The 18,380-nt window shown below is 55.9% G+C and carries 22 protein-coding genes; all 22 read right to left on the reverse strand.

Annotated features, from left to right (window positions below):
• Positions 1 to 171: 171 nt before the first annotated feature.
• The 22 genes from IB223_RS16220 to IB223_RS16330 all read right to left on the reverse strand — a co-directional run bounded on the left by IB223_RS16220 (position 172) and on the right by IB223_RS16330 (position 18,233).
• Positions 172 to 408: a hypothetical protein gene (locus IB223_RS16220; RefSeq protein WP_142126313.1), complete on the reverse strand. Its 237-nt coding sequence runs from the start codon at positions 406 to 408 to the stop codon at positions 172 to 174.
• A gap of 75 nt (positions 409 to 483) precedes the next feature.
• The gene (locus IB223_RS18970; protein ID WP_255431493.1) at positions 484 to 852 is read right to left on the reverse strand and encodes a hypothetical protein; all 369 of its coding nucleotides are present in this window, start codon (positions 850 to 852) and stop codon (positions 484 to 486) included.
• 491 nt (positions 853 to 1,343) lie between these two features.
• Positions 1,344 to 1,682 carry a hypothetical protein gene (locus IB223_RS16230; protein ID WP_225591160.1) on the reverse strand — a complete coding sequence of 113 codons (339 nt, stop codon included), beginning with the start codon at positions 1,680 to 1,682 and terminating at the stop codon, positions 1,344 to 1,346.
• Between the two features lie 600 nt (positions 1,683 to 2,282).
• A complete protein-coding gene (locus tag IB223_RS16235; protein WP_192202805.1) occupies positions 2,283 to 2,606 on the reverse strand; it encodes a hypothetical protein in 324 nt (107 codons plus the stop codon).
• Between the two features lie 80 nt (positions 2,607 to 2,686).
• Positions 2,687 to 3,151, reverse strand: coding sequence for a hypothetical protein (locus IB223_RS16240; protein ID WP_192202806.1), 465 nt, complete (start codon positions 3,149 to 3,151; stop codon positions 2,687 to 2,689).
• Between the two features lie 58 nt (positions 3,152 to 3,209).
• Positions 3,210 to 3,683, reverse strand: coding sequence for a hypothetical protein (locus IB223_RS16245; RefSeq protein WP_192202807.1), 474 nt, complete (start codon positions 3,681 to 3,683; stop codon positions 3,210 to 3,212).
• Between the two features lie 69 nt (positions 3,684 to 3,752).
• Entirely contained in the window at positions 3,753 to 4,211 is a 459-nt protein-coding gene (locus tag IB223_RS16250; RefSeq protein ID WP_192202808.1) for a hypothetical protein, read from the reverse strand.
• An 18-nt stretch (positions 4,212 to 4,229) separates the two neighbouring features.
• Entirely contained in the window at positions 4,230 to 4,550 is a 321-nt protein-coding gene (locus IB223_RS16255; protein ID WP_192202809.1) for a hypothetical protein, read from the reverse strand.
• Positions 4,551 to 4,617: 67 nt separating this feature from the next.
• The gene (locus IB223_RS16260) at positions 4,618 to 4,926 is read right to left on the reverse strand and encodes a hypothetical protein (RefSeq protein ID WP_192202810.1); all 309 of its coding nucleotides are present in this window, start codon (positions 4,924 to 4,926) and stop codon (positions 4,618 to 4,620) included.
• 462 nt (positions 4,927 to 5,388) lie between these two features.
• A complete protein-coding gene (locus tag IB223_RS16265) occupies positions 5,389 to 5,625 on the reverse strand; it encodes a hypothetical protein (RefSeq protein WP_142126313.1) in 237 nt (78 codons plus the stop codon).
• A 496-nt stretch (positions 5,626 to 6,121) separates the two neighbouring features.
• Positions 6,122 to 6,571 carry a hypothetical protein gene (locus IB223_RS16270; protein WP_192202811.1) on the reverse strand — a complete coding sequence of 150 codons (450 nt, stop codon included), beginning with the start codon at positions 6,569 to 6,571 and terminating at the stop codon, positions 6,122 to 6,124.
• A gap of 89 nt (positions 6,572 to 6,660) precedes the next feature.
• On the reverse strand, positions 6,661 to 6,870 hold the full coding sequence (locus IB223_RS16275; protein WP_192202812.1) for a hypothetical protein: 210 nt from the start codon (positions 6,868 to 6,870) through the stop codon (positions 6,661 to 6,663).
• A 146-nt stretch (positions 6,871 to 7,016) separates the two neighbouring features.
• Positions 7,017 to 7,433, reverse strand: a complete 417-nt coding sequence (locus tag IB223_RS16280) for a hypothetical protein (protein WP_192202813.1) — start codon at positions 7,431 to 7,433, stop codon at positions 7,017 to 7,019.
• 77 nt (positions 7,434 to 7,510) lie between these two features.
• Positions 7,511 to 7,963, reverse strand: a complete 453-nt coding sequence (locus tag IB223_RS16285) for a DUF6714 family protein (RefSeq protein ID WP_142126305.1) — start codon at positions 7,961 to 7,963, stop codon at positions 7,511 to 7,513.
• Between the two features lie 57 nt (positions 7,964 to 8,020).
• Positions 8,021 to 8,338 carry a hypothetical protein gene (locus IB223_RS16290; RefSeq protein ID WP_192202814.1) on the reverse strand — a complete coding sequence of 106 codons (318 nt, stop codon included), beginning with the start codon at positions 8,336 to 8,338 and terminating at the stop codon, positions 8,021 to 8,023.
• 4,658 nt (positions 8,339 to 12,996) lie between these two features.
• The gene (locus IB223_RS16300; RefSeq protein ID WP_192202815.1) at positions 12,997 to 13,254 is read right to left on the reverse strand and encodes a hypothetical protein; all 258 of its coding nucleotides are present in this window, start codon (positions 13,252 to 13,254) and stop codon (positions 12,997 to 12,999) included.
• Between the two features lie 17 nt (positions 13,255 to 13,271).
• Positions 13,272 to 13,703, reverse strand: a complete 432-nt coding sequence (locus tag IB223_RS16305; RefSeq protein ID WP_192202816.1) for a hypothetical protein — start codon at positions 13,701 to 13,703, stop codon at positions 13,272 to 13,274.
• 66 nt (positions 13,704 to 13,769) lie between these two features.
• Entirely contained in the window at positions 13,770 to 14,126 is a 357-nt protein-coding gene (locus IB223_RS16310) for a hypothetical protein (RefSeq protein ID WP_192202817.1), read from the reverse strand.
• 796 nt (positions 14,127 to 14,922) lie between these two features.
• Entirely contained in the window at positions 14,923 to 15,636 is a 714-nt protein-coding gene (locus IB223_RS19045) for a HEAT repeat domain-containing protein (RefSeq protein WP_192202818.1), read from the reverse strand.
• A 71-nt stretch (positions 15,637 to 15,707) separates the two neighbouring features.
• Positions 15,708 to 15,959 carry a hypothetical protein gene (locus IB223_RS16320; protein WP_192202819.1) on the reverse strand — a complete coding sequence of 84 codons (252 nt, stop codon included), beginning with the start codon at positions 15,957 to 15,959 and terminating at the stop codon, positions 15,708 to 15,710.
• Positions 15,960 to 17,215: 1,256 nt separating this feature from the next.
• On the reverse strand, positions 17,216 to 17,656 hold the full coding sequence (locus IB223_RS16325) for a hypothetical protein (protein ID WP_192202820.1): 441 nt from the start codon (positions 17,654 to 17,656) through the stop codon (positions 17,216 to 17,218).
• Positions 17,657 to 17,738: 82 nt separating this feature from the next.
• Positions 17,739 to 18,233: a GNAT family N-acetyltransferase gene (locus IB223_RS16330; RefSeq protein WP_225591161.1), complete on the reverse strand. Its 495-nt coding sequence runs from the start codon at positions 18,231 to 18,233 to the stop codon at positions 17,739 to 17,741.
• Positions 18,234 to 18,380: the final 147 nt, after the last annotated feature.

The following is an 18,380-nucleotide window of genomic DNA, read 5'->3' on the forward strand; positions in this document are numbered from 1 at the left end:
ATACGAGTGCGGAATGAAGCCGAGCACGTCAGCCACGCCGGAGAACAGAGCAAAGGACCCGAGAAGGTAGCCGGTGAGCCTTATAAGGATGAAGACAACCTTCATGTTTGATGGGCCACCTAACACCAGAATTAAGCCGACCCGCGAAGCGGGTTCGGCTTGAATGAATTGTTAGGCGTCATGGCCGACCGGCCCCAACACCCGCTCTGCAACACTCAGGAAGTCCGAAAGTTGAGCTGGGTCCCCGCTACCGCCATCGCCCCAGACGGTCAAAGAAAGGTCTCCAAGCAAGTCCAGCGTGCTGCTCTCGCCGCGAGCATTGTATTGCTCGACAAATTGAATAAGCAGCATGTAAGCCTGCTCTAGAGTGAGGGTACGCTGAAACTCCGGGTCGCTAAGCTTACGCATGCGAGGCTGCTTCTCCATGACGCCTAACACCAGAATTAAGCCGACCCGCGAAGCGGGTTCGGCTTGAATGAATTGTTAGGCCCCAAGACGGATCGCTGAATCAGGATCGGGAATGCTCAAGACCTTGGCCAATGCTAACGCATTGGGACGAATCCAATCCGGAGAATCCTTGTCAAAGGGCGCGGGGAACCCGCTGAGGTTGTAGAGGGTCTTGGCACAAACCTCCTCAAAGCAGTACTGGGTATTGCTCAGGCGGTCACCGGCCCGCTCCGCGGCCAAAGTCTTGGAACGAATCCTTTGAAACAACTTGTGTCCCTCAGACCACTGACTTGGCTCGGCAGCCATCGTATCGAGAGCCAGTAAGGTCTCGCGGTCATTGCAACGAGGGAGGAACAGCCAAACGAGCCGTTGGATTTCTGCTGCAGCTTGCGTTGCTGTCGCCATTGGGGCCTAACGCCAGAATTAAGCCGACCCGCGAAGCGGGTTCGGCTTGAATGAATTGTTAGGCCCATGAAGGCGAGGATTTCGCCACAAGCCAATGAACCAGAATATCAGACCGCCTGCAGCCGCTGTGGCCCATGCGTACAACGTCAGATTAAGCCCGTTGAGTAGGAAATGCTCCCACGATGAAGTGGCAAACCACAAAATGAGGAGCAAGCTGGCTGCGATTACACCACCAAGAACAGATTGCCACCAAGCGACCCAACGCTTGCGCACGAACAGCCAGACCAAGGGCGCACCAAACAAGAACATTGCCGTGTAAGCGATGACCAACTCTAAGCGGAACCACCAACCCGTGAATGTGCCGTATGGCGGCACGAGGTAGGGCAACTGGAGAATTAGCGGTGTCAGTAGTAATGCGAGCAGAAGTCTGGGCATGGGCCTAACACCGGAATTAAGCCGACCCGCGAAGCGGGTTCGGCTTGAATGAATTGTTATACCTCAAGCAATGATGCATCAAACCACACATCCTCGTAGTCAGCCCCGTCAACCAGGAACCGATAGCCGGGTGGTAGAGCAAGGTACTCGATTGCCGCGGGAAGATACTCGGCGAGATGCTCAACATGCAGCGGAGAGAAGAAGTCATCCGCCTCGGATAGCTCTCCGCACCAGATATACCAGCCATTCGCTTCATCCGAGGTTGGATGGCGCAGCCCGTGGATGGGGCCCGTCGTCAGACTCCCGACGGCAAGGCCGAGTTTGGAGCCGAGAGTTGGAGGTGACGGCTCCGCTCCGATCCACTCACATACGGTTTGATGCTTGGCTATGCGCATGCCGGGCTGAGGTATAACGCCTGAGTTAAGCCTGCCCAAAGCGGGGCGGCGACTGCGTGCTAGCGTAGCGTAGGCGCGAAGGCGCTGCCACGATTTGGGCTCGGCTTGAACGAATTGTTAGCGGGCAAGAGTACGCCAGCGCAGGATGCTACGCCCTGATTTATGTAAGCCAACAAACTCTGCAGGACAGCTATAGAACTTGTAGTACTGCTCAAGATCAGCGGCCTTTGGCCACCAATTACGATTGAGGCGAACAGGCAATGTGTCGCCGTATTGGACGGGCTGACAATTGCTGGGAAGCGCCAATTGAGTTTCCGCTGGGATGTCAAATGACAGCGCACTCTCGTTTGAATCGAGGTCATGAACCTCATGAAGGTTGGTGGCAGTGGTAGGTACCCATGCCGGGATCCAGCCGCGAGTCACCGCACCGTCTGAGACGGCGGCGGCCATTGTTGTATAGGAAGCGTCCAGCGTCGTGTCGAGACAGCCGGTTGTGGCGCAAGCGAGGAGAATTGGCAAGACGACTCGAGATGATCTGGACATGCCCGCTAACGCCTGAATTAAGCCGACCCGCGAAGCGGGTTCGGCTTGAATGAATTGTTAGGCGGCATACCAGTCGCGAGTTGACCAGAGTGAGTATGCCGCGAGCAGAACAAGACAGCTTGGGATAGTAATCCACCGCATGGAATTTCGCTGCCTCGTGACCAGTGCCAAGCCGCAGATCAAGAATGGAATCGCCAGCATGGTGTTAAAGATGCTGGCAAAGAACTCCAAGTTTCCCGGGTCTGGGTCTGAACGTTTGGCCAAATCAGTCTGGTAAAGTGCAATAGAACTTGCAAGCAAGATGCCGCCGACAAGCAGCCAAAATGCACCAATTGCCTTGGTTCGAGCTTTTGGTTTCTTGTAAGCACTACTGACAGTCATGTCTGCCGCCTAACACCGGAATTAAGCCGACCCGCGAAGCGGGTTCGGCTTGAATGAATTGTTAGGCGGCAACCGAGTTTTCATGCCAATGATCCTGCCGCAACCCAAGGAACAACCGACTCGAACTCTAACTGAACCAGTGGTTGCCCCTCAAATGGATCCGGTACCTGCGACAGACGCACTGTGAAACCAACGCTCTTCATGCCTGGAAATGGCTCTGCATCAAGGACATGGGTCGTCTCGCTGGTCTGCCGCCAAGCGTCTGCGCCACCATCAAGATGGCCTACAAAATGGAACCAGCCCTGCGTTGGCATAGGCTCTCCGCTAGTGCCGTAATGGCAAAGCTCTGCTGGCTTGCCAGGATCAATCCCAAACTGTTGAAGCAGGCGCAAAAACGCTGGAGGGAATGCTCTTTCTCCGGAGGCGCGAAAGTTGACACAGTCCATGCAGTCGCAAGCGATAGATGAAGTGCGTGCATAGAGTTGTCTTGTCAGCTCCGGGTCGAAGCGGATGCTCCATCTGCCGATCTGCAAAGAACTTTCCATTGCCGCCTAACACCTGAATTAAGCCGACCCGCGAAGCGGGTTCGGCTTGAATGAATTGTTAGGCACCACGGCCGAGATAGCGACTGAAATCATCTTGACCGTCGGAACCCCACCACCTCGCGACACTAACAGTACCACCGAGAGCGATCAGAGACTTGAGTAGAACTATCAGCGCTCCGATTTCGCTGCGGCTCCAGTCCGGCCCCATGCGGTAGTCAATGACAAGCGAGGTTGGGTCGACAAGAACCCCGAGAGCCGGGAGTTGATGGTTGCCGATCCTGATTGAGGCTAGAACCACATGAAAAGAGTCGGCTCGCCCATCAGAGACCAATGCCGCATCCTTTGGCCCAGAGAAAGGCAATTCGCTTAGCTCTTTCCGCAGCCACAAATACGATCCATTTGCTGCGATGTTCTCGGCGCCCAAGTCGAAGAGGTAGGTAAAAGCTCGCTGTAAAGACTCAGCGCTACTGAACTCAATCTCGATCTCAGGCAACGATCCGTCGTCATTCTCGAAGTAGCGCGATAGATCCATGTGGTGCCTAACGCCTGAATTAAGCCGCGCCGCGAAGCGGCGTCGGCTTGAATGAATTGTTAGGCCCCGTCACGGTGAGCATGTGGTCTCTACAGTGGTTGCCACGTTGGCTTGAAAACTGATCCGAAGCCAGCAACCATCGTCCCATAGATAGTCCCTGAATACGCGCCCGTCGCGATCATAGGGATCTGCCTGGCCGTACGCCTCCGTAACCTGTGCATATGTCATGCCAGGACAAACATTTGCAAGAGTGCAGAATTTTTCACTGGAGCTGTGAACGCCGCCGACACCTTGCTCATCAAGAGAAACGACCAAGCCCGGATAGGACAAAGTTATGGGCAGAAAGAACTCCGACTCTTCAGTGCGTTTCTTGGGATTACCCAGCAACGCAATAACAGAGGCCTCGCTTTGCCCAATCGCAATCCCACCCAATGTCAGGCGCTCTTCGGGGGAAGCAACGGAACTGACGCCGGCATGCGCTGGCGTCAGTTGAGAAAAGATCATCATCAGTGCCGCGAGTGCCTTCATAGGGGCCTAACGCCTGAATTAAGCCGACCCGCGAAGCGGATTCGGCTTGAATGAATTGTTAGGCCTCAGCCGGGAGTAGCCCCACGCGAACAGCTGGCCAACAAGAATCCACTGCACAGCCATTGCGCCATTGATCAGCGCGTTGTCAGGCGCATGGGCGTTACCTGAGACAAGAACCGCTGCAAAGTAGGCGGGTAAGTTGGCCGCCATGGCGAGGTTGGAGGCAAGCGGATGCACTAGGAGCCAATCATGAGCAGGAGAACTCTCAGCGAGCAAGAGCCAGCTCAGGGCCAACGCCAAGGCCGCAAAGTACAATCCGATGCGGAAGATCTTTGGCATACCTCCTCCTGAGGCCTAACGCCTGAATTAAGCCGACCCGCGAAGCGGGTTCGGCTTGAATGAATTGTTAGGCATCATGCTCCTCAACCAGTTTGGTGTAACGGTTGTAGCGACGAGCCTTCTTTTTGTGCGCCAAGATCAAATCTACGTCGCTCTCAGAGAGGTCATAAATATGGTGCAGATAGTCGCGCGTTGGCAAAGCGTCAATATGCAGGTCCCCGCCATGCATCTGCTCTTCTGAGTGATGCTGCCACTCTTTCAATGCCCGGCATTTAGGGCAAACAATGAGAGTCCACTCGCTCCATGACGGGTCAAGCGGATTGACCCGCTGAGCGATGATCTTGAGATCTTCAAATTGGCATTGGTGCTTGAACATGATGCCTAACACCGGAATTAAGCCGACCCGCGAAGCGGGTTCGGCTTGAATGAATTGTTAGGCGGCAAGCCGCGGCCAATCAACTCTCGCAACTGATCTGGAGGACATGGCCAAGTAACCGTGCCCAGTGCCTCGCGCTGCGTGTGCCCTAGCGTCGGAAACATTGGGATCGACTGCCAAGCCCATGCAAGAAGTCGGGGAAATAGCGGGTAGATTGTTTGAAGTGCCGAGATGTCAATACGACCATCCGGATAAGGCTGCACATCAACGGAGCAAAAGGTGTTTCCTTGCCACCAGCACAGCTCCCAATTGTTTGCGTCGTAGTGCGTGTCATAGGCAAGTGAAAGTCCGCGCTCTCTGGCGATTGAAGTGATCAGGTCTCTCAAGGATGTGGTTCCTTCCATTGCCGCCTAACGCCTGAATTAAGCCGACCCGCGAAGCGGGTTCGGCTTGAATGAATTGTTAGGCGTCATGGCCGACCGGCCCCAACACCCGCTCTGCAACACTCAGGAAGTCCGAAAGTTGAGCTGGATCCCCGCTACCGCCATCGCCCCAGACAGTCAAAGAAAGGTCTCCGAGCAAGTCCAGCGTGCTGCTCTCGCCGCGAGCATTGTATTGCTCGACAAATTGAATAAGCAGCATGTACGCCTGCTCTAGAGTGAGGGTACGCTGAAACTCCGGGTCGCTAAGCTTACGCATGCGAGGCTGCTTCTCCATGACGCCTAACACCAGAATTAAGCCGACCCGCGAAGCGGGTTCGGCTTGAATGAATTGTTAGGTGCCATGGCCGAGATCACTGAGCGGAGATCCTCCACAGCACGTTGTCGAATCTTGGGAGACTTTATGTGGCCAGGCAAGCGGCTAAGCCAATGACTGTTGGGACCATGCCCGCCACCACGAACAGCGGATAGGCGGCGCGACGTAGGAAGGGGCTTGCGCCCGAGGACATCGACACACTCGGCAAGCTGTGCGGCGGAGGAGAAGCGGAAAGTAAAACCCTGTGACTCGATGCAAAGCACGGGATAGCCGCTGCGGCCCTCGGCTCTAGGGGCCGGCGGGCTGTATGACTCGGACGCGCGCCATGCGGAACCGTCTAGCTCTAGGTGAACCCAGTAGGCCATCGGCTCGTCGCGCCAGTCCTGGGTGTGCTCAATCCAGTTGCGGGCAACCTTTCCCATGGCACCTAACACCGGAATTAAGCCGACTTGGCCGCGTCAGCGGACAAGTTCGGCTTGAATGAATTGTTAGGTGGCCCCTTGTAATCTCGACGCATGCGCCAGAGGACGAATGCATTGGCCACGGGAATGTATAAGAAAATCATCGCGGCGGGGACAATTGCTGGGCCCTTGGTGCCGGAGGAATAGCCGATGAGTGCTTGAACGCTAAGGACTACCGCAGCTAAGACAACAAGCGCATAGCCTGCGGCGAGAACGTAGAGCATGGCGCCACGCAGGCAATACTTGATTGGCACAAGAAGAACAGCCCCGGCCAGCATTGATGGAAGAGAGGCCATAAGGCGAGCCGGCCAAGGCGGGGTCTCATACGAGTGCGGAATGAAGCCGAGCACGTCAGCCACGCCGGAGAACAGAGCAAAGGACCCGAGAAGGTAGCCGGTGAGCCTTATAAGGATGAAGACAACCTTCATGTTTGATGGGCCACCTAACACCTGAATTAAGCCGACCCGCGAAGCGGGTTCGGCTTGAATGAACTGTTAGGCGCGTCAGCCAAGTGCGCCTACTCACGAGTGTTGTAGTAGTAGACGCCAGCAAGAGCAAGCCCGATAGCGCCACCCACCCAGCAAGGCCAACCCGCCGTCAGTGCCTCCATGGAGAACATGGAGATACCCTCCCGGCTCGAGACGCGGTAAAGCCGATTGAGTATGCCGATGCTCATGAGTCCGATGAAAGCGATGATGCAGAGCCAGATTTCGGTCCTGTCTTTCATGGCTTCCAGATGCTCCCCTGCGCGCCTAACACCTGAATTAAGCCGACCCGCAGCAGGGCGGCGACTGAGTGCGAATATAGCCGAAGGCATGCACTTAGGCGCCGCCCTGATGCGGGTTCGGCTTGAATGAATTGTTAGGCGCGCTCTCAACGCTCATAGCAGAATGCTCGAACAACCTTATGGTTTGCTCCATAGTGGAACTGCACCACAGTGAACACGTCGCCTAATGGAGTGATTGCAGAATAGCCTCCTACCGAAACGCCAGTGCCTAACCAGGTCGCCTTGGAATTGGCAAAAATATACTGGTCAACAATAAACTCTCCGTCGGAATGTCGGCCGACCTCGGACAGGTCTGGCTTACCAAGCTTTGATACCACCACACCACCTGGAGCCCCGACCAGAACGTCCATGCGTGCTGGACATTTGATGGGCTCGACCCGCAGATTTGATCTTGCCGCCTTAAGTTGGTCGGATAACTGATCAAGCAACTCTTGTCCGAAGACTTCACCGCAACAGCTACTAAACAGCAGAGCAACCAACGCTTTTATGAAGATGGGATGCATAGAAAGCGCCTAACACCGGAATTAAGCCGACCCGCGAAGCGGGTTCGGCTTGAATGAATTGTTAGGTGCCAGCCAGCTCACCTGTAGGTGGCCCCGGGCGCCCAGTACTCCTCGAGCGCGATCATAGCGGGATCCTGCCATTCGGACTCCTCTGAGAATGCGAGCTTATCTAGAACTGCCACAACCGCTTGCTCCTGTGCTGTTGAGAGGCAGCCGAAGCGCGGCGGGTCTCGATCAGGTGGCCGGAGCGAAAACAAGAACGCATCCAGTGCATTGGATGAGGGGTCTGAGATGTTTAGGAGTGCGTACTTGAGAAAGTACGGCAAATAGAAGCGCCAGGATTCACTGTCGAGATGCGCAATGCCCCAGAAATTTTTCTCAAAATACTCGGGCGTGGTCTTGTCTATCACCGGGTCAAATGCGGGCGCGCGCTCGTGGTCATCCAAGGCGTTTCCACCGCGGAGCGAGAGGGGTGGATAGGCATGCAAGCCACCAAAGCTCTTCTCTATGTCTGCGAGGATGCGGTCCATGGCACCTAACACCGGAATTAAGCCGACCCGCGAAGCGGGTTCGGCCTGAATGAATTGTTAGGCCTCATCGTCGCTATCTTCGTACGCGTCCCGGGCCCAGTCGCTTTGCGGGTCGTTGCGGATGGCCGACCAGCCGCGAGGTAAATCCGCCAGCTTGGCGAGCGATGGATCACGGTCAAGCATACACCCCATACAGACGAGCTTGAGGTCTGCGGCATCCGTGGTCGTTCCGCAAAGAAACTGCCAGTCTCCGTCGTGATCGTGATAGACCTCGACAATCGGGTTGAGGCCGTCAAGCACCTGCCTTGTTGTGTAGGAAGCGGTGTTGACTGCATCTGCAAAGGGCCATGACTCGAAGTTGTGAGGGTGGGTCATATGAGGCCTAACACCGGAATTAAGCCGACCCGCGAAGCGGGTTCGGCTTGAATGAATTGTTAGACCGCATTGTCGGACTCCCAGCGACGGTAAACGACGTAAGTCAAAGAGGATAACGGGCGGGGAACCGGAGCAGCTACGTGCTGCTCATCCAAGTCCCACGAAGAAGGAAAGTCAGCTATAACCTCGGCTGCTGCACATGAGCAACTCTCCTGGGCTGGACCGGACGCCTCGCCGTCGTACTCGAAGCGAAGGCGGACTACTCGCGCACTCTCGTCCGCCTCGATAGATGCCTGGCGCAGCGCTGGGTGGACCTCGCCCCAAAGTCCTCGAACCAGCGAAAGAACAAGTTTGCTTGGTAGTGAGAAGACTTCCATGCGGTCTAACACCGGAATTAAGCCGACCCGCGAAGCGGGTTCGGCTTGAATGAATTGTTAGGGCTCATGCTAGTTGAAACCCCGGTTGTGTGCTTCAGTCACCCAGGCGGCATCCACCGGGCCATTGAATCCAACGACAGCGTCTATACCGCAGTGCGGGCAGAGCGCGGTTTGTCCGATAGGCTCACCGTCAGTCCACTCTTGGACGGCGTCAGGGGGAAATTCGGTAAAGCAGTACAAGCAGACCGCGATCTCGCTCGCGAGCAATTGCTTCCGATGCATTGACGAGCCACAAGTCCTTCCCATGAGCCCTAACACCTTGAATTAAGCCGACCCGCGAAGCGGGTTCGGCTTGAATGAGCTGTTATACGCCAAGGTAAGCCCGAAGCCAGCGGCATGCAACGGGACCGGAACATCCGAGAGCAGGAGATCACTCGCCGCCAGCCCGTAGCAGGGTGGGGCCCGTAAAGACCGAAGCCGACGGCGCGGCCGGTCCGCAAGCCGGGAGACTGTCCGAAGGCTGCGTGGCGCGAGAGTGATGTGTCCGAAGCCGAGTGAAGCGAAGCCAGAAGAGTGCGCCTGGTTGCCTTGCATCAACAATCGGCCAGCACCGAAGCCGCGGCAATCGCACGACCGATTGGCAACCGAAATGGACAACGATCAAAGCCCCACCCACGTATAACACCGGAATTAAGCCGACCCGCGAAGCGGGTTCGGCTTGAATGAATTGTTAGGCCGATAGCCGCGCATGTCACTTTGGGCTAGTTGAAACAATGCGGCGTATCGCGAGTAAGCGCCTAGCCGACCGGATGATTGTCAGAAGAAGCGCGAACATGAAGATGCCATAGACGAGCGGGCCATTTGGCCTGGTCGTGGTCAAAAGAAGGTATGCGCAATACAGAAACAACGCTGTGAAACCGGCGAGGCCAATGAGGTTCTTCACATAGTGGAGCCTGTCAATTGCGCGATCGGGTTTTGATTCTGGATTGTTCATAGCTATCCAATCGGCCTAACGCCTGAATTAAGCCGACCCGCGAAGCGGGTTCGGCTTGAATGAATTGTTAGGTGCCAGACCGCAGCACCCGAAATACAACGATTGCGGTGAACAATACTGGCGGAAGCATCAGTAAGCCAAGCTCAATCTTGCGGTGCATTGGACGTGGCGCCGGTAGCGTCCGAAACCTGGCCTGGCCGTAGTAGATGGCGAACCCCGAAAGCAAAGTGGAGGCGCCCAAGCTCGCGGCGGTCAGGAGTAGCCACATCATCGCGTGGGTGTTTTGCCCTGGAGTAGGGCGAAGCGCATAGCCGACACCAAACGGGATGACGATGGCAACGATGCTCGCAATGACGGAAAGAATCCTTCCCATGGCACCTAACACCGGAATTAAGCCGACCCGCGAAGCGGGTTCGGCTTGAATGAATTGTTAGCTGCCAGCGACGTACTCATACACGCGGAGCGGTAGATACCGATAAGACGACATTGCGAACTCATGGATCTCATGAGTTACCCGAACCGGAAGCCCACACCCAAGGCAACAGAAGTCAGTGTAATCCGTCTCCCACGGCACTGCCGGGCCGGACGCAGCGTCTAGCGCCGCATGGATGTTTGATGTGAACGGTTGGGGATTCTTGCGACCGAGCTGGAACCGAGTAGATGTGCCGCACGCGGCGCAACGGTATGCCGCTGGGTGGCCAAAGACAGGCCGCCCAGTGAACCGGTCTGGCGAGAGGTTTATCAGCCGCGCACCTGGCTCCGTTGCAACTACATTTTCCATGGCAGCTAACACCTTGAGTTAAGCCGACCCGCGAAGCGGGTTCGGCTTGAACGAATAGTTATGCGCCAAGGTAAGCCCGAAGCCAGCGGCCTGCAACGGGACCGGAACATCCGGGAGCAGCAAATCACTCGCCGCCAGCCCGTAGCACGGTGGGGCCCGTAAAGACCGAAGCCGACCGCGACGCCGGTCCGCAAGCCGGGAGATCATCCGGAGGCCGCGTGGCGCGCGAGCGATGTACCCGAAGCCGAGTGAAGCGAAGCCAGAAGAACACGCCCGGCTGCCTTGTATCAACAATCGATCAGTACCGAAGCCGCGGCCATCGCACGACCGGCTGGCAACCGAAGCCGACAACGATCAAAGCCTCACCCACGTATAACACCGGAATTAAGCCGACCCGCGAAGCGGGTTCGGCTTGAATGAATTGTTAGGTCGCAACCGATAAAACGCGACCTGTCCCTTTGTTGCCATTTTCCCAGAACGTGAAATCAGTGCCCACAGTAAAGTACTGAACCGCATCTGGGACTAGCAGCTGCACCGTGGCCTGAAAGGTATCGCCGGGCGCTGGACTGTCCGCAAAAGTAAGGCGGGCTGACCAATGCTCGTTGCCGATGCCGAGAATTGTGCGCCACTCGCCGGGTACGAGCGGAGTTGATAGGTCACCGGCCTCGGTGGGTAGAAGATGGATCTCGGCAACAAAGTGATCTTGCATTGCGGCCTAACGCCTGAATTAAGCCGACCCGCGAAGCGGGTTCGGCTTGAATGAATTGTTAGGCCCCAAGACGGATCGCTGAATCAGGATCGGGAATGCTCAAGACCTTGGCCAATGCTAACGCATTGGGACGAATCCAATCCGGAGAATCCCTGTCAAAGGGCGCGGGGAACCCGCTGAGGTTGTAGAGGGTCTTGGCACAAACCTCCTCAAAGCAGTACTGGGTATTGCTCAGGCGGTCACCGGCCCGCGCCGCGGCCAAAGTCTTGGAACGAATCCTTTGAAACAACTCGTGTCCCTCAGACCACTGACTTGGCTCGGCAGCCATCGTATCGAGAGCCAGTAAGGTCTCGCGGTCATTGCAACGAGGGAGGAACAACCAAACGAGCCGTTGGATTTCTGCTGCAGTTTGCGTTGCTGTCGCCATTGGGGCCTAACGCCTGAATTAAGCCGAGCCGCGAAGCGGCTTCGGCTTGAATGAATTGTTAGGGGGCGGGCCGGCGGAAGTTCCGGCTGAGCCCCCAAGCAAAGACAGAAGACAGCAGCAGCCCGAGACTAGCAAACAGCAGTGCGGCAATTCCAATATCGTATTGGTGCCTCAGGCGAGACACCTGCTTGTCGAACGAGCGGCAAGCTTCCGACATCTGGGGTTGCTGATATTCCAGGTCATTTGCGATGTCGCGGCAGATCTGAGAGGCAGGGGTGCCGATATGCCCTGACGCTATGAACATGGTGCAGCTCCGGAAGCCGAGAGCTACCGATGCGATCAGCAGTACGAGTGCGAACCATCTCAACTTACGTTGCACGTGATCCCGCCCCCTAACGCCTGAATTAAGCCGACCCGCGAAGCGGGTTCGGCTTGAATGAATTGTTAGGCCCCGGCTACTGGCCTTGCCGACGCCCCAGAACTGTTGCCTCTTCAAGGCTACCGGGTTGAGCCCGCTGAATCGTCGCACGGAAAGCATCGATGCTAGACGGATCGCAGCGCAAGACCGCGGACAGCGTCTCCGTACCCATGGGCGGCCCAAAGAACGTCCCTACAAGCGTCGCCGTAAGAAGAATATGGCCGCTGCGATCAGGGCAACTCAAATGAATGTCCAGTCTGTGGGCCATCCCGAGACTGAACCTAACCTCATCACTGGGTTGCTTTGGGTATCCGTCGAGAGCCGAGCAGAGCTCTGCCAGCTTTCTGTGATCGTCGTAGATCACCAGGTCGCCGGAGAACGAGTCGCCAGTAACCGAGACCTTGAGCTCCTGAGGATCGTCTTCGCCGTATCGGCTGCGAAGTGCGAATTCAAGGGATAGCCGAGGTTGTCTCATAGGGGCCTAACGCCTGAGTTAAGCCGACCCGCGAAGCGGGTTCGGCTTGAATGAATTGTTAGGCCCGCCTGACCTTGCCGCCAGCCAAGACGGCATGGTGAGGGACCCAGCAGTCACTGCGCTCTGTGCCGATCTCATGGCCATTGGAGCACAGCAGGTTGAAACCGTCCAAACCATCGAGGCCACAGCAACCATTGAGTCTGGACCCGTCCGGGTGATGCCGAGTGTGCTGAAGATTTCTGAGGTTGACTAGAAAATCGCCAGCAAGCTCCGGCTCGAACTCTCCGTCGGAAACCACATAATACCCGGGGGCGAGTAGGTCCTCTCCGTCCTTTTGATTGAGGGAAACGCCTGTCGGCAGAAGCACTAGGCCACTGGTAATCACGATGTCGCATGTAGAACAGTAGAAGAGGCTTATCAAGGGCCTAACGCCAGAATTAAGCCGACCCGCGAAGCGGGTTCGGCTTGAATGAATTGTTAGACCGCATTGCTGCGCAGCCTACGACGAAGAACCACTCCCGCAACTAGAATCACCAACCCTCCAATCGCGAGAGCGTACGGCAGATAAGCAACACTTTGCGACTCGGTCGGAACGGCACGCCAATACCGAGAGGAAGCCTGGTAGTTAGCAGGAAGCGTGAAATCAACAGGAAGCAAACCTAGAACCCAAATGAGCGCATAGAAAAGAACGACTATGCCCAAGGTGATGAAAGAGTTTGCCAGGATGTTCTTCATGCGGTCTAACGCCTGAATTAAGCCGACCCGCGAAGCGGGTTCGGCTTGAATGAATTGTTAGGCCCGAAGCGGCGCCTGTAGTTGAAGGAGAACCAAAGCCCGAGCAGACCAAATATGACGTGCATCCAAGCCTGGCGTGTTACGTAGTTTTGCCAATTGAGCTCAAACCGAGTGTTGAGAGCTAGGTAAAGAAGGATGGCAGTTGGGCCTGCAAGAAGACCGCCAAGGTATGCAACAGAATCATTGTGCACCTTTGATATTGAAACTTGAATCGGTGTGCATATCAGTAGGAGAAAAAGGGCAACAAGTGCAAGGGCAATCAACCAAGCGTAATGAGCGTCATTGGCCCAGAACCACCCAATGTGCCACCAGCCGACACATAACCATGCGAGGAAGCCGGTCGTGCCAAGGAGGATGATCTGTTTAATGTAGAACGCGATGATCTTCATCGAGGGCCTAACGCCTGAATTAAGCCGACCCGCGAAGCGGGTTCGGCTTGAATAAATTGTTAGGCCTCAGTCGACCGCCAGGTGATCGCCACATTTCTTACACTCCGTCCGCGATTGAAATGGACGCTGCGGGAAGTTGTTGGCACCACATTTGCCACAGAATCGCGTAAAGCGAACCGCTTGCCAAGCGCCAAAAACCATAAATGCGGCGACAACAGCAAGAAAAGGTAGCGGGGCGCCCGAGACCCAAATGAAGCCGAGCAGGGCAATGTCGGCGACGATGGTAAGGATGAGGAACAACTTGCGCTTTAGCGGCCCATTCTTGTTGAAGTGGAAGAACGCCAGGGCAGCAAGGGCGACGGCCACCCAGAACGCGATGAAGTAAGGGAAAATCGTGCCAAGTTGTTCTGGAGAAAGTGCCATGAGGCCTAACACCTTGAGTTAAGCCGACCCGCGAAGCGGGTTCGGCTTGAACGAATAGTTATACGCCAAGGTAAGCCCGAAGCCTGCGGCCTGCAACGGGGTCGGAACATCCGGGAGCAGGAAATCACTCGCCGCCAGCCCGTAGCAGGATGGGGCCCGTAGAGACCGAAGCCGACAGCGACGCCGGTCCGCAAGTCGGGAGGTCATCCGGAGGCCGCGCGGCGCGAGAGCGATGTGTCCGAAGCCGAGTGAAGCGAAGTCAGAAGGACGCGATTGGTTGCTTTGTATCAACAATCGATCAGCACCGAAGCCGCGGGCGCCGCATGATCGACCCGTAATCGAAGCCGACACGACCAAAGCCCCGCCCACGTATAACGCCTGAATTAAGCCGAGCCGCGAAGCGGCTTCGGCTTGAATGAATTGTTAGGGGCCACCGCGGCGAACCGAAAGTGCAGCTCCTAAAAGCACCGCGAGCTCCTGCGCCAACTCCATAGCGGAGGGGTCGACTGCTGGGCAGAAAATCCCGCGTTGTGTAAACGACAACGGAACTGCGTCGCCGCTGGGGTGGCCTACCCAGTAAAGATGGTTATGAGGGTCAGCTAAGAACAGAAGATTTCCGTAAGGTGAGCAAACAAGACTTTCGTTGATCTCAATAAGATCGGTACGTAAGTTCGGAAGCGCCAGGAACTCCGAATGAGTGACGTAAGGCTCTCTAGTCAGCCAGATGTAGTCCATGAGTGGCCCCTAACACCTGAATTAAGCCGACCCGCGAAGCGGGTTCGGCTTGAATGAATTGTTAGGCGCCATGCGATGAGCCCCACGCTTGCAGCTTTAGAGCCCTTGCAGCGGCAGCCTGGACTTGAGGATGGGGGTCGTCGGTCAGCTTGACGAGGATCTCCCTACTGCCGCTAAGTCCAGCCGATCCAATCGCCTCAGCTACTGCCTCCCTGACAAAGAAGTTGTCATATGTAGCTAAGCGAGCAAGAAGATCCGCGTGATCGCCGCGAAGCAAGGGGAGGTAAAGACAGATTAGAAACTCGACCTCGTCGCTGGGCTGCTCGTCAATGAGCGACAGGATTGAGGCATCTAACAATGATTGATCCGGATGGGAAACTGATGGGGCATCCATATCGAACATGCAGGCCCTCTGCTCGTGAAGTTTCACTAGGAATGCTTCAAATGCATCTAGACTCAAGAACTCAATTTTTGGCTCTGTGTCGTGGCTGAAGTGCACCACCATGCCGGAGGTTGGGCCATTGGTAATCAGGCAGTAAGGGTTTGAATCATTAGCGTCATCCAGCGCGATAAGGCCGAGGCGATCGGCTACGGGAATGCCCCGCAAAGACTCTGTGTATGCGGTAGCGGAAGCGGGGTCAAGAATGTTTATGAGAAGCGCAGGGTCGTTTAAGGATCTTGCCCGCGTCAAAAAACTTTCCACGTCTTCCGGCACATGGAGCGGATGCGAAGTTTGCCGCTCTGGCTCGGGCTTCTTTTTGAAGAATCCAAACACTGGATAATTCTCCTGGCGCCTAACACCTGAATTAAGCCGACCCGCGAAGCGGGTTCGGCTTGAATGAATTGTTAGACCGCATCCCGCTGCTTGACCTTGTCCGCAATCCACCAGTACAAGCCGGCAGCAAGGAGGACGCCAAAATATAGTGTGATCGATGAAGGAAAATCGCCAATCTTTGCGCCGACACTTGAAGATCCAGTCGAGGCAATCTCATAAACCCGCTCGTAACAGTTGTTGATCTGACGCAAGCCATAAAAGAGCAAGCCGGCCCCAAGAATGTTGAGTGTCAGAGCAAGGGGCTTTGCCAGCGAATTCTTCATGCGGTCTAACGCCTGAATTAAGCCGACCCGCACTGGATTGGCACCGAAGCCGATAGTACCCAGAACGAACCGAAGTTAGCGAACCTGATGCGGGTTCGGCTTGAATGATTTGTTAGGCGGCAACTCATTTTATGTATCGGTCCCAATTGTCCAGCAGTACTGCAGGGACGCAGTAACCACCATCAGGCTGCACACTAAATGGAGGAAGCTCAAACTTTTTGTAGCGGCCACCAGCCTCGTCACAGGTCTTACCCTGCGGCAACTCGAATCGGATAACACGAACGGCATAGTTGGGACAAATGTCGCTGCACTTGTACTCAACTACAACATCCACTCCTTTTAGCCTGCCAAGTATCTTGGTTGGCTGGTCGTGCAGATTCTTGTCATAGCTGCTAGACGCGTAGTTGAGAAGGTCTCTGTCTGTGAGCCGTGGCCCGCATCCGGCAAGACCGATTAGTATCAGAGTAAGTCCAGCAAACTTGCATAGATTCGCCATTGCCGCCTAACGCCTGAATTAAGCCGACCCGCGAAGCGGGTTCGGCTTGAATAAATTGTTAGGCTGCACGCAGCACCTCTGACCATACCGCAGGCGCGAGGGCCAGCACGAGAACGATGGTAGGTCCGACTGCCGCAGCGAGCCACAGGGAAATGCGCTTGTGCCGATAGACCGCAGCCGCAGCCAGCATGCTCCCCAAGATGACCGCTCCCCAGAAAGTTGAATTGCCTCGGGCAAGCGGGACGTCGGGAAATACAAGGCGAGCCGTAAGGTAGAGGATCAAAGGCGGCACTACTAGTCCGGAAGCAAACGCCGTGAACGAATGGCCGAAGCGCCAAGCTCGTGGGACAGCTGACGGCGTCGCTTGTGGAGGCTGGTACGGATTTCTCATGTGCAGCCTAACACCGGAATTAAGCCGACCCGCGAAGCGGGTTCGGCTTGAATGAATTGTTAGGCCGTAGCGCCAGATTTGCGACGCCAAAGCCTGGATAAGGCATAGCTCCATCCGCCGGCAAATAGTATGCCTATGACCGGCGCGACAAATGCTGCGGCACCCAACGCGACGTATGCCGGAGCGTCACATGGCGAAGGACAGTTTGCGGGTGGCGTGAATACACGGAAGAGCAAAAAAACAGCAGCAAAGCAGCCAAGTAAAAATGAGACCAACCCGGTCAGTGCAAAGGTGAGGAGTCTGACAGCTGATACAGCTAAGTGCTCTTTTGGCTTCACTACAGACTCTCCCTGCGGCCTAACACCGGAATTAAGCCGACCCGCGAAGCGGGTTCGGCTTGAATGAATTGTTAGGTGGCCCCTTGTAATCTCGACGCATGCGCCAGAGGACGAATGCATTGGCCACGGGAATGTATAAGAAAATCATCGCGGCGGGGACAATTGCTGGGTCCTTGGTGCCGGAGGAATAGCCGATGAGTGCTTGCACGCTAAGGACTACCGCAGCTAAGACAACAAGCGCATAGCCTGCGGCGAGAACGTAGAGCATGGCGCCACGCAGGCAATACTTGATTGGCACAAGAAGAACAGCCCCGGCCAGCATTGATGGAAGAGAGGCCATAAGGCGAGCCGGCCAAGGCGGGGTCTCATACGAGTGCGGAATGAAGCCGAGCACGTCAGCCACGCCGGAGAACAGAGCAAAGGACCCGAGAAGGTAGCCGGTGAGCCTTATAAGGATGAAGACAACCTTCATGTTTGATGGGCCACCTAACGCCTGAATTAAGCCGAGCCGCGAAGCGGCTTCGGCTTGAATGAATTGTTAGGGCCCGTACCCATTACGGCTCCCACATGTGATCAATCATACCCTCGGGCGGCTCGCTGAGATTGGTCTCTTTGAACCCCAACTTGGTAAGTATGCGGCGAGATGCAACGTTGCCTGGTGTGGTGGCCGCGAATATTTTTGGTTGGCCTCCAGCTGTAACAAACAATACAAGCGCGGCCCCTGCAGCAGCAAAGCCGATGCCATTGCCCCAGTAATCCTTTCCAAGCCAATAGCCGAGCTCTAGGTCGCAGTTGTTGCGTCGGCAAATTTGCACGTAGCCAACGGGAACTCTCGCGGGGCCTACGCGAACAATGTGTCTCACATAGTTCTCGCCGTTGTCGATCGCCTTGGAACACCAGGCGTGAGCATCGAATGGCTGCGGAATTTGAGGGATGTGCTGAAAGATCTCGGGGTGCCGGCCAAGATGAGCAATGGTATGCAGGTCATCTGCCTCCATTGGCGTGAGGCAGATTTGATCTAATGCCGCACACGCTTGGATTACTCCCATAGGGCCCTAACACCGGAATTAAGCCGACCCGCGAAGCGGGTTCGGCTTGAATGAATTGTTAGGCGGCGCCCTGTGATTTTGCAACGACGCGTTTGGGAAGTGCTGGCCGGCCCAGGCCGAAAACGAATCCTCAGTAGCTACCGAGAC

Origin of the sequence: Pseudoxanthomonas sp. PXM03 (assembly GCF_014852005.1) — a bacterium.
In the GTDB taxonomy this organism is placed as follows: domain Bacteria; phylum Pseudomonadota; class Gammaproteobacteria; order Xanthomonadales; family Xanthomonadaceae; genus Pseudoxanthomonas_A.

Excerpts from the sequence above, each read along its gene's own strand:
- IB223_RS16220 (WP_142126313.1), bottom strand. The coding sequence starts at position 408 with ATGCGTAAGCTTAGCGACCCGGAGTTTCAGCGTACCCTCACTCTAGAG.
- IB223_RS18970 (WP_255431493.1), bottom strand. The coding sequence starts at position 852 with ATGGCGACAGCAACGCAAGCTGCAGCAGAAATCCAACGGCTCGTTTGG.
- IB223_RS16230 (WP_225591160.1), bottom strand. The coding sequence starts at position 1,682 with ATGCGCATAGCCAAGCATCAAACCGTATGTGAGTGGATCGGAGCGGAG.
- IB223_RS16235 (WP_192202805.1), bottom strand. The coding sequence starts at position 2,606 with ATGACTGTCAGTAGTGCTTACAAGAAACCAAAAGCTCGAACCAAGGCA.
- IB223_RS16240 (WP_192202806.1), bottom strand. The coding sequence starts at position 3,151 with ATGGAAAGTTCTTTGCAGATCGGCAGATGGAGCATCCGCTTCGACCCG.
- IB223_RS16245 (WP_192202807.1), bottom strand. The coding sequence starts at position 3,683 with ATGGATCTATCGCGCTACTTCGAGAATGACGACGGATCGTTGCCTGAG.
- IB223_RS16250 (WP_192202808.1), bottom strand. The coding sequence starts at position 4,211 with ATGAAGGCACTCGCGGCACTGATGATGATCTTTTCTCAACTGACGCCA.
- IB223_RS16255 (WP_192202809.1), bottom strand. The coding sequence starts at position 4,550 with ATGCCAAAGATCTTCCGCATCGGATTGTACTTTGCGGCCTTGGCGTTG.
- IB223_RS16260 (WP_192202810.1), bottom strand. The coding sequence starts at position 4,926 with ATGTTCAAGCACCAATGCCAATTTGAAGATCTCAAGATCATCGCTCAG.
- IB223_RS16265 (WP_142126313.1), bottom strand. The coding sequence starts at position 5,625 with ATGCGTAAGCTTAGCGACCCGGAGTTTCAGCGTACCCTCACTCTAGAG.
- IB223_RS16270 (WP_192202811.1), bottom strand. The coding sequence starts at position 6,571 with ATGAAGGTTGTCTTCATCCTTATAAGGCTCACCGGCTACCTTCTCGGG.
- IB223_RS16275 (WP_192202812.1), bottom strand. The coding sequence starts at position 6,870 with ATGAAAGACAGGACCGAAATCTGGCTCTGCATCATCGCTTTCATCGGA.
- IB223_RS16280 (WP_192202813.1), bottom strand. The coding sequence starts at position 7,433 with ATGCATCCCATCTTCATAAAAGCGTTGGTTGCTCTGCTGTTTAGTAGC.
- IB223_RS16285 (WP_142126305.1), bottom strand. The coding sequence starts at position 7,963 with ATGGACCGCATCCTCGCAGACATAGAGAAGAGCTTTGGTGGCTTGCAT.
- IB223_RS16290 (WP_192202814.1), bottom strand. The coding sequence starts at position 8,338 with ATGACCCACCCTCACAACTTCGAGTCATGGCCCTTTGCAGATGCAGTC.
- IB223_RS16300 (WP_192202815.1), bottom strand. The coding sequence starts at position 13,254 with ATGAAGAACATCCTGGCAAACTCTTTCATCACCTTGGGCATAGTCGTT.
- IB223_RS16305 (WP_192202816.1), bottom strand. The coding sequence starts at position 13,703 with ATGAAGATCATCGCGTTCTACATTAAACAGATCATCCTCCTTGGCACG.
- IB223_RS16310 (WP_192202817.1), bottom strand. The coding sequence starts at position 14,126 with ATGGCACTTTCTCCAGAACAACTTGGCACGATTTTCCCTTACTTCATC.
- IB223_RS16320 (WP_192202819.1), bottom strand. The coding sequence starts at position 15,959 with ATGAAGAATTCGCTGGCAAAGCCCCTTGCTCTGACACTCAACATTCTT.
- IB223_RS16325 (WP_192202820.1), bottom strand. The coding sequence starts at position 17,656 with ATGAAGGTTGTCTTCATCCTTATAAGGCTCACCGGCTACCTTCTCGGG.
- IB223_RS16330 (WP_225591161.1), bottom strand. The coding sequence starts at position 18,233 with ATGGGAGTAATCCAAGCGTGTGCGGCATTAGATCAAATCTGCCTCACG.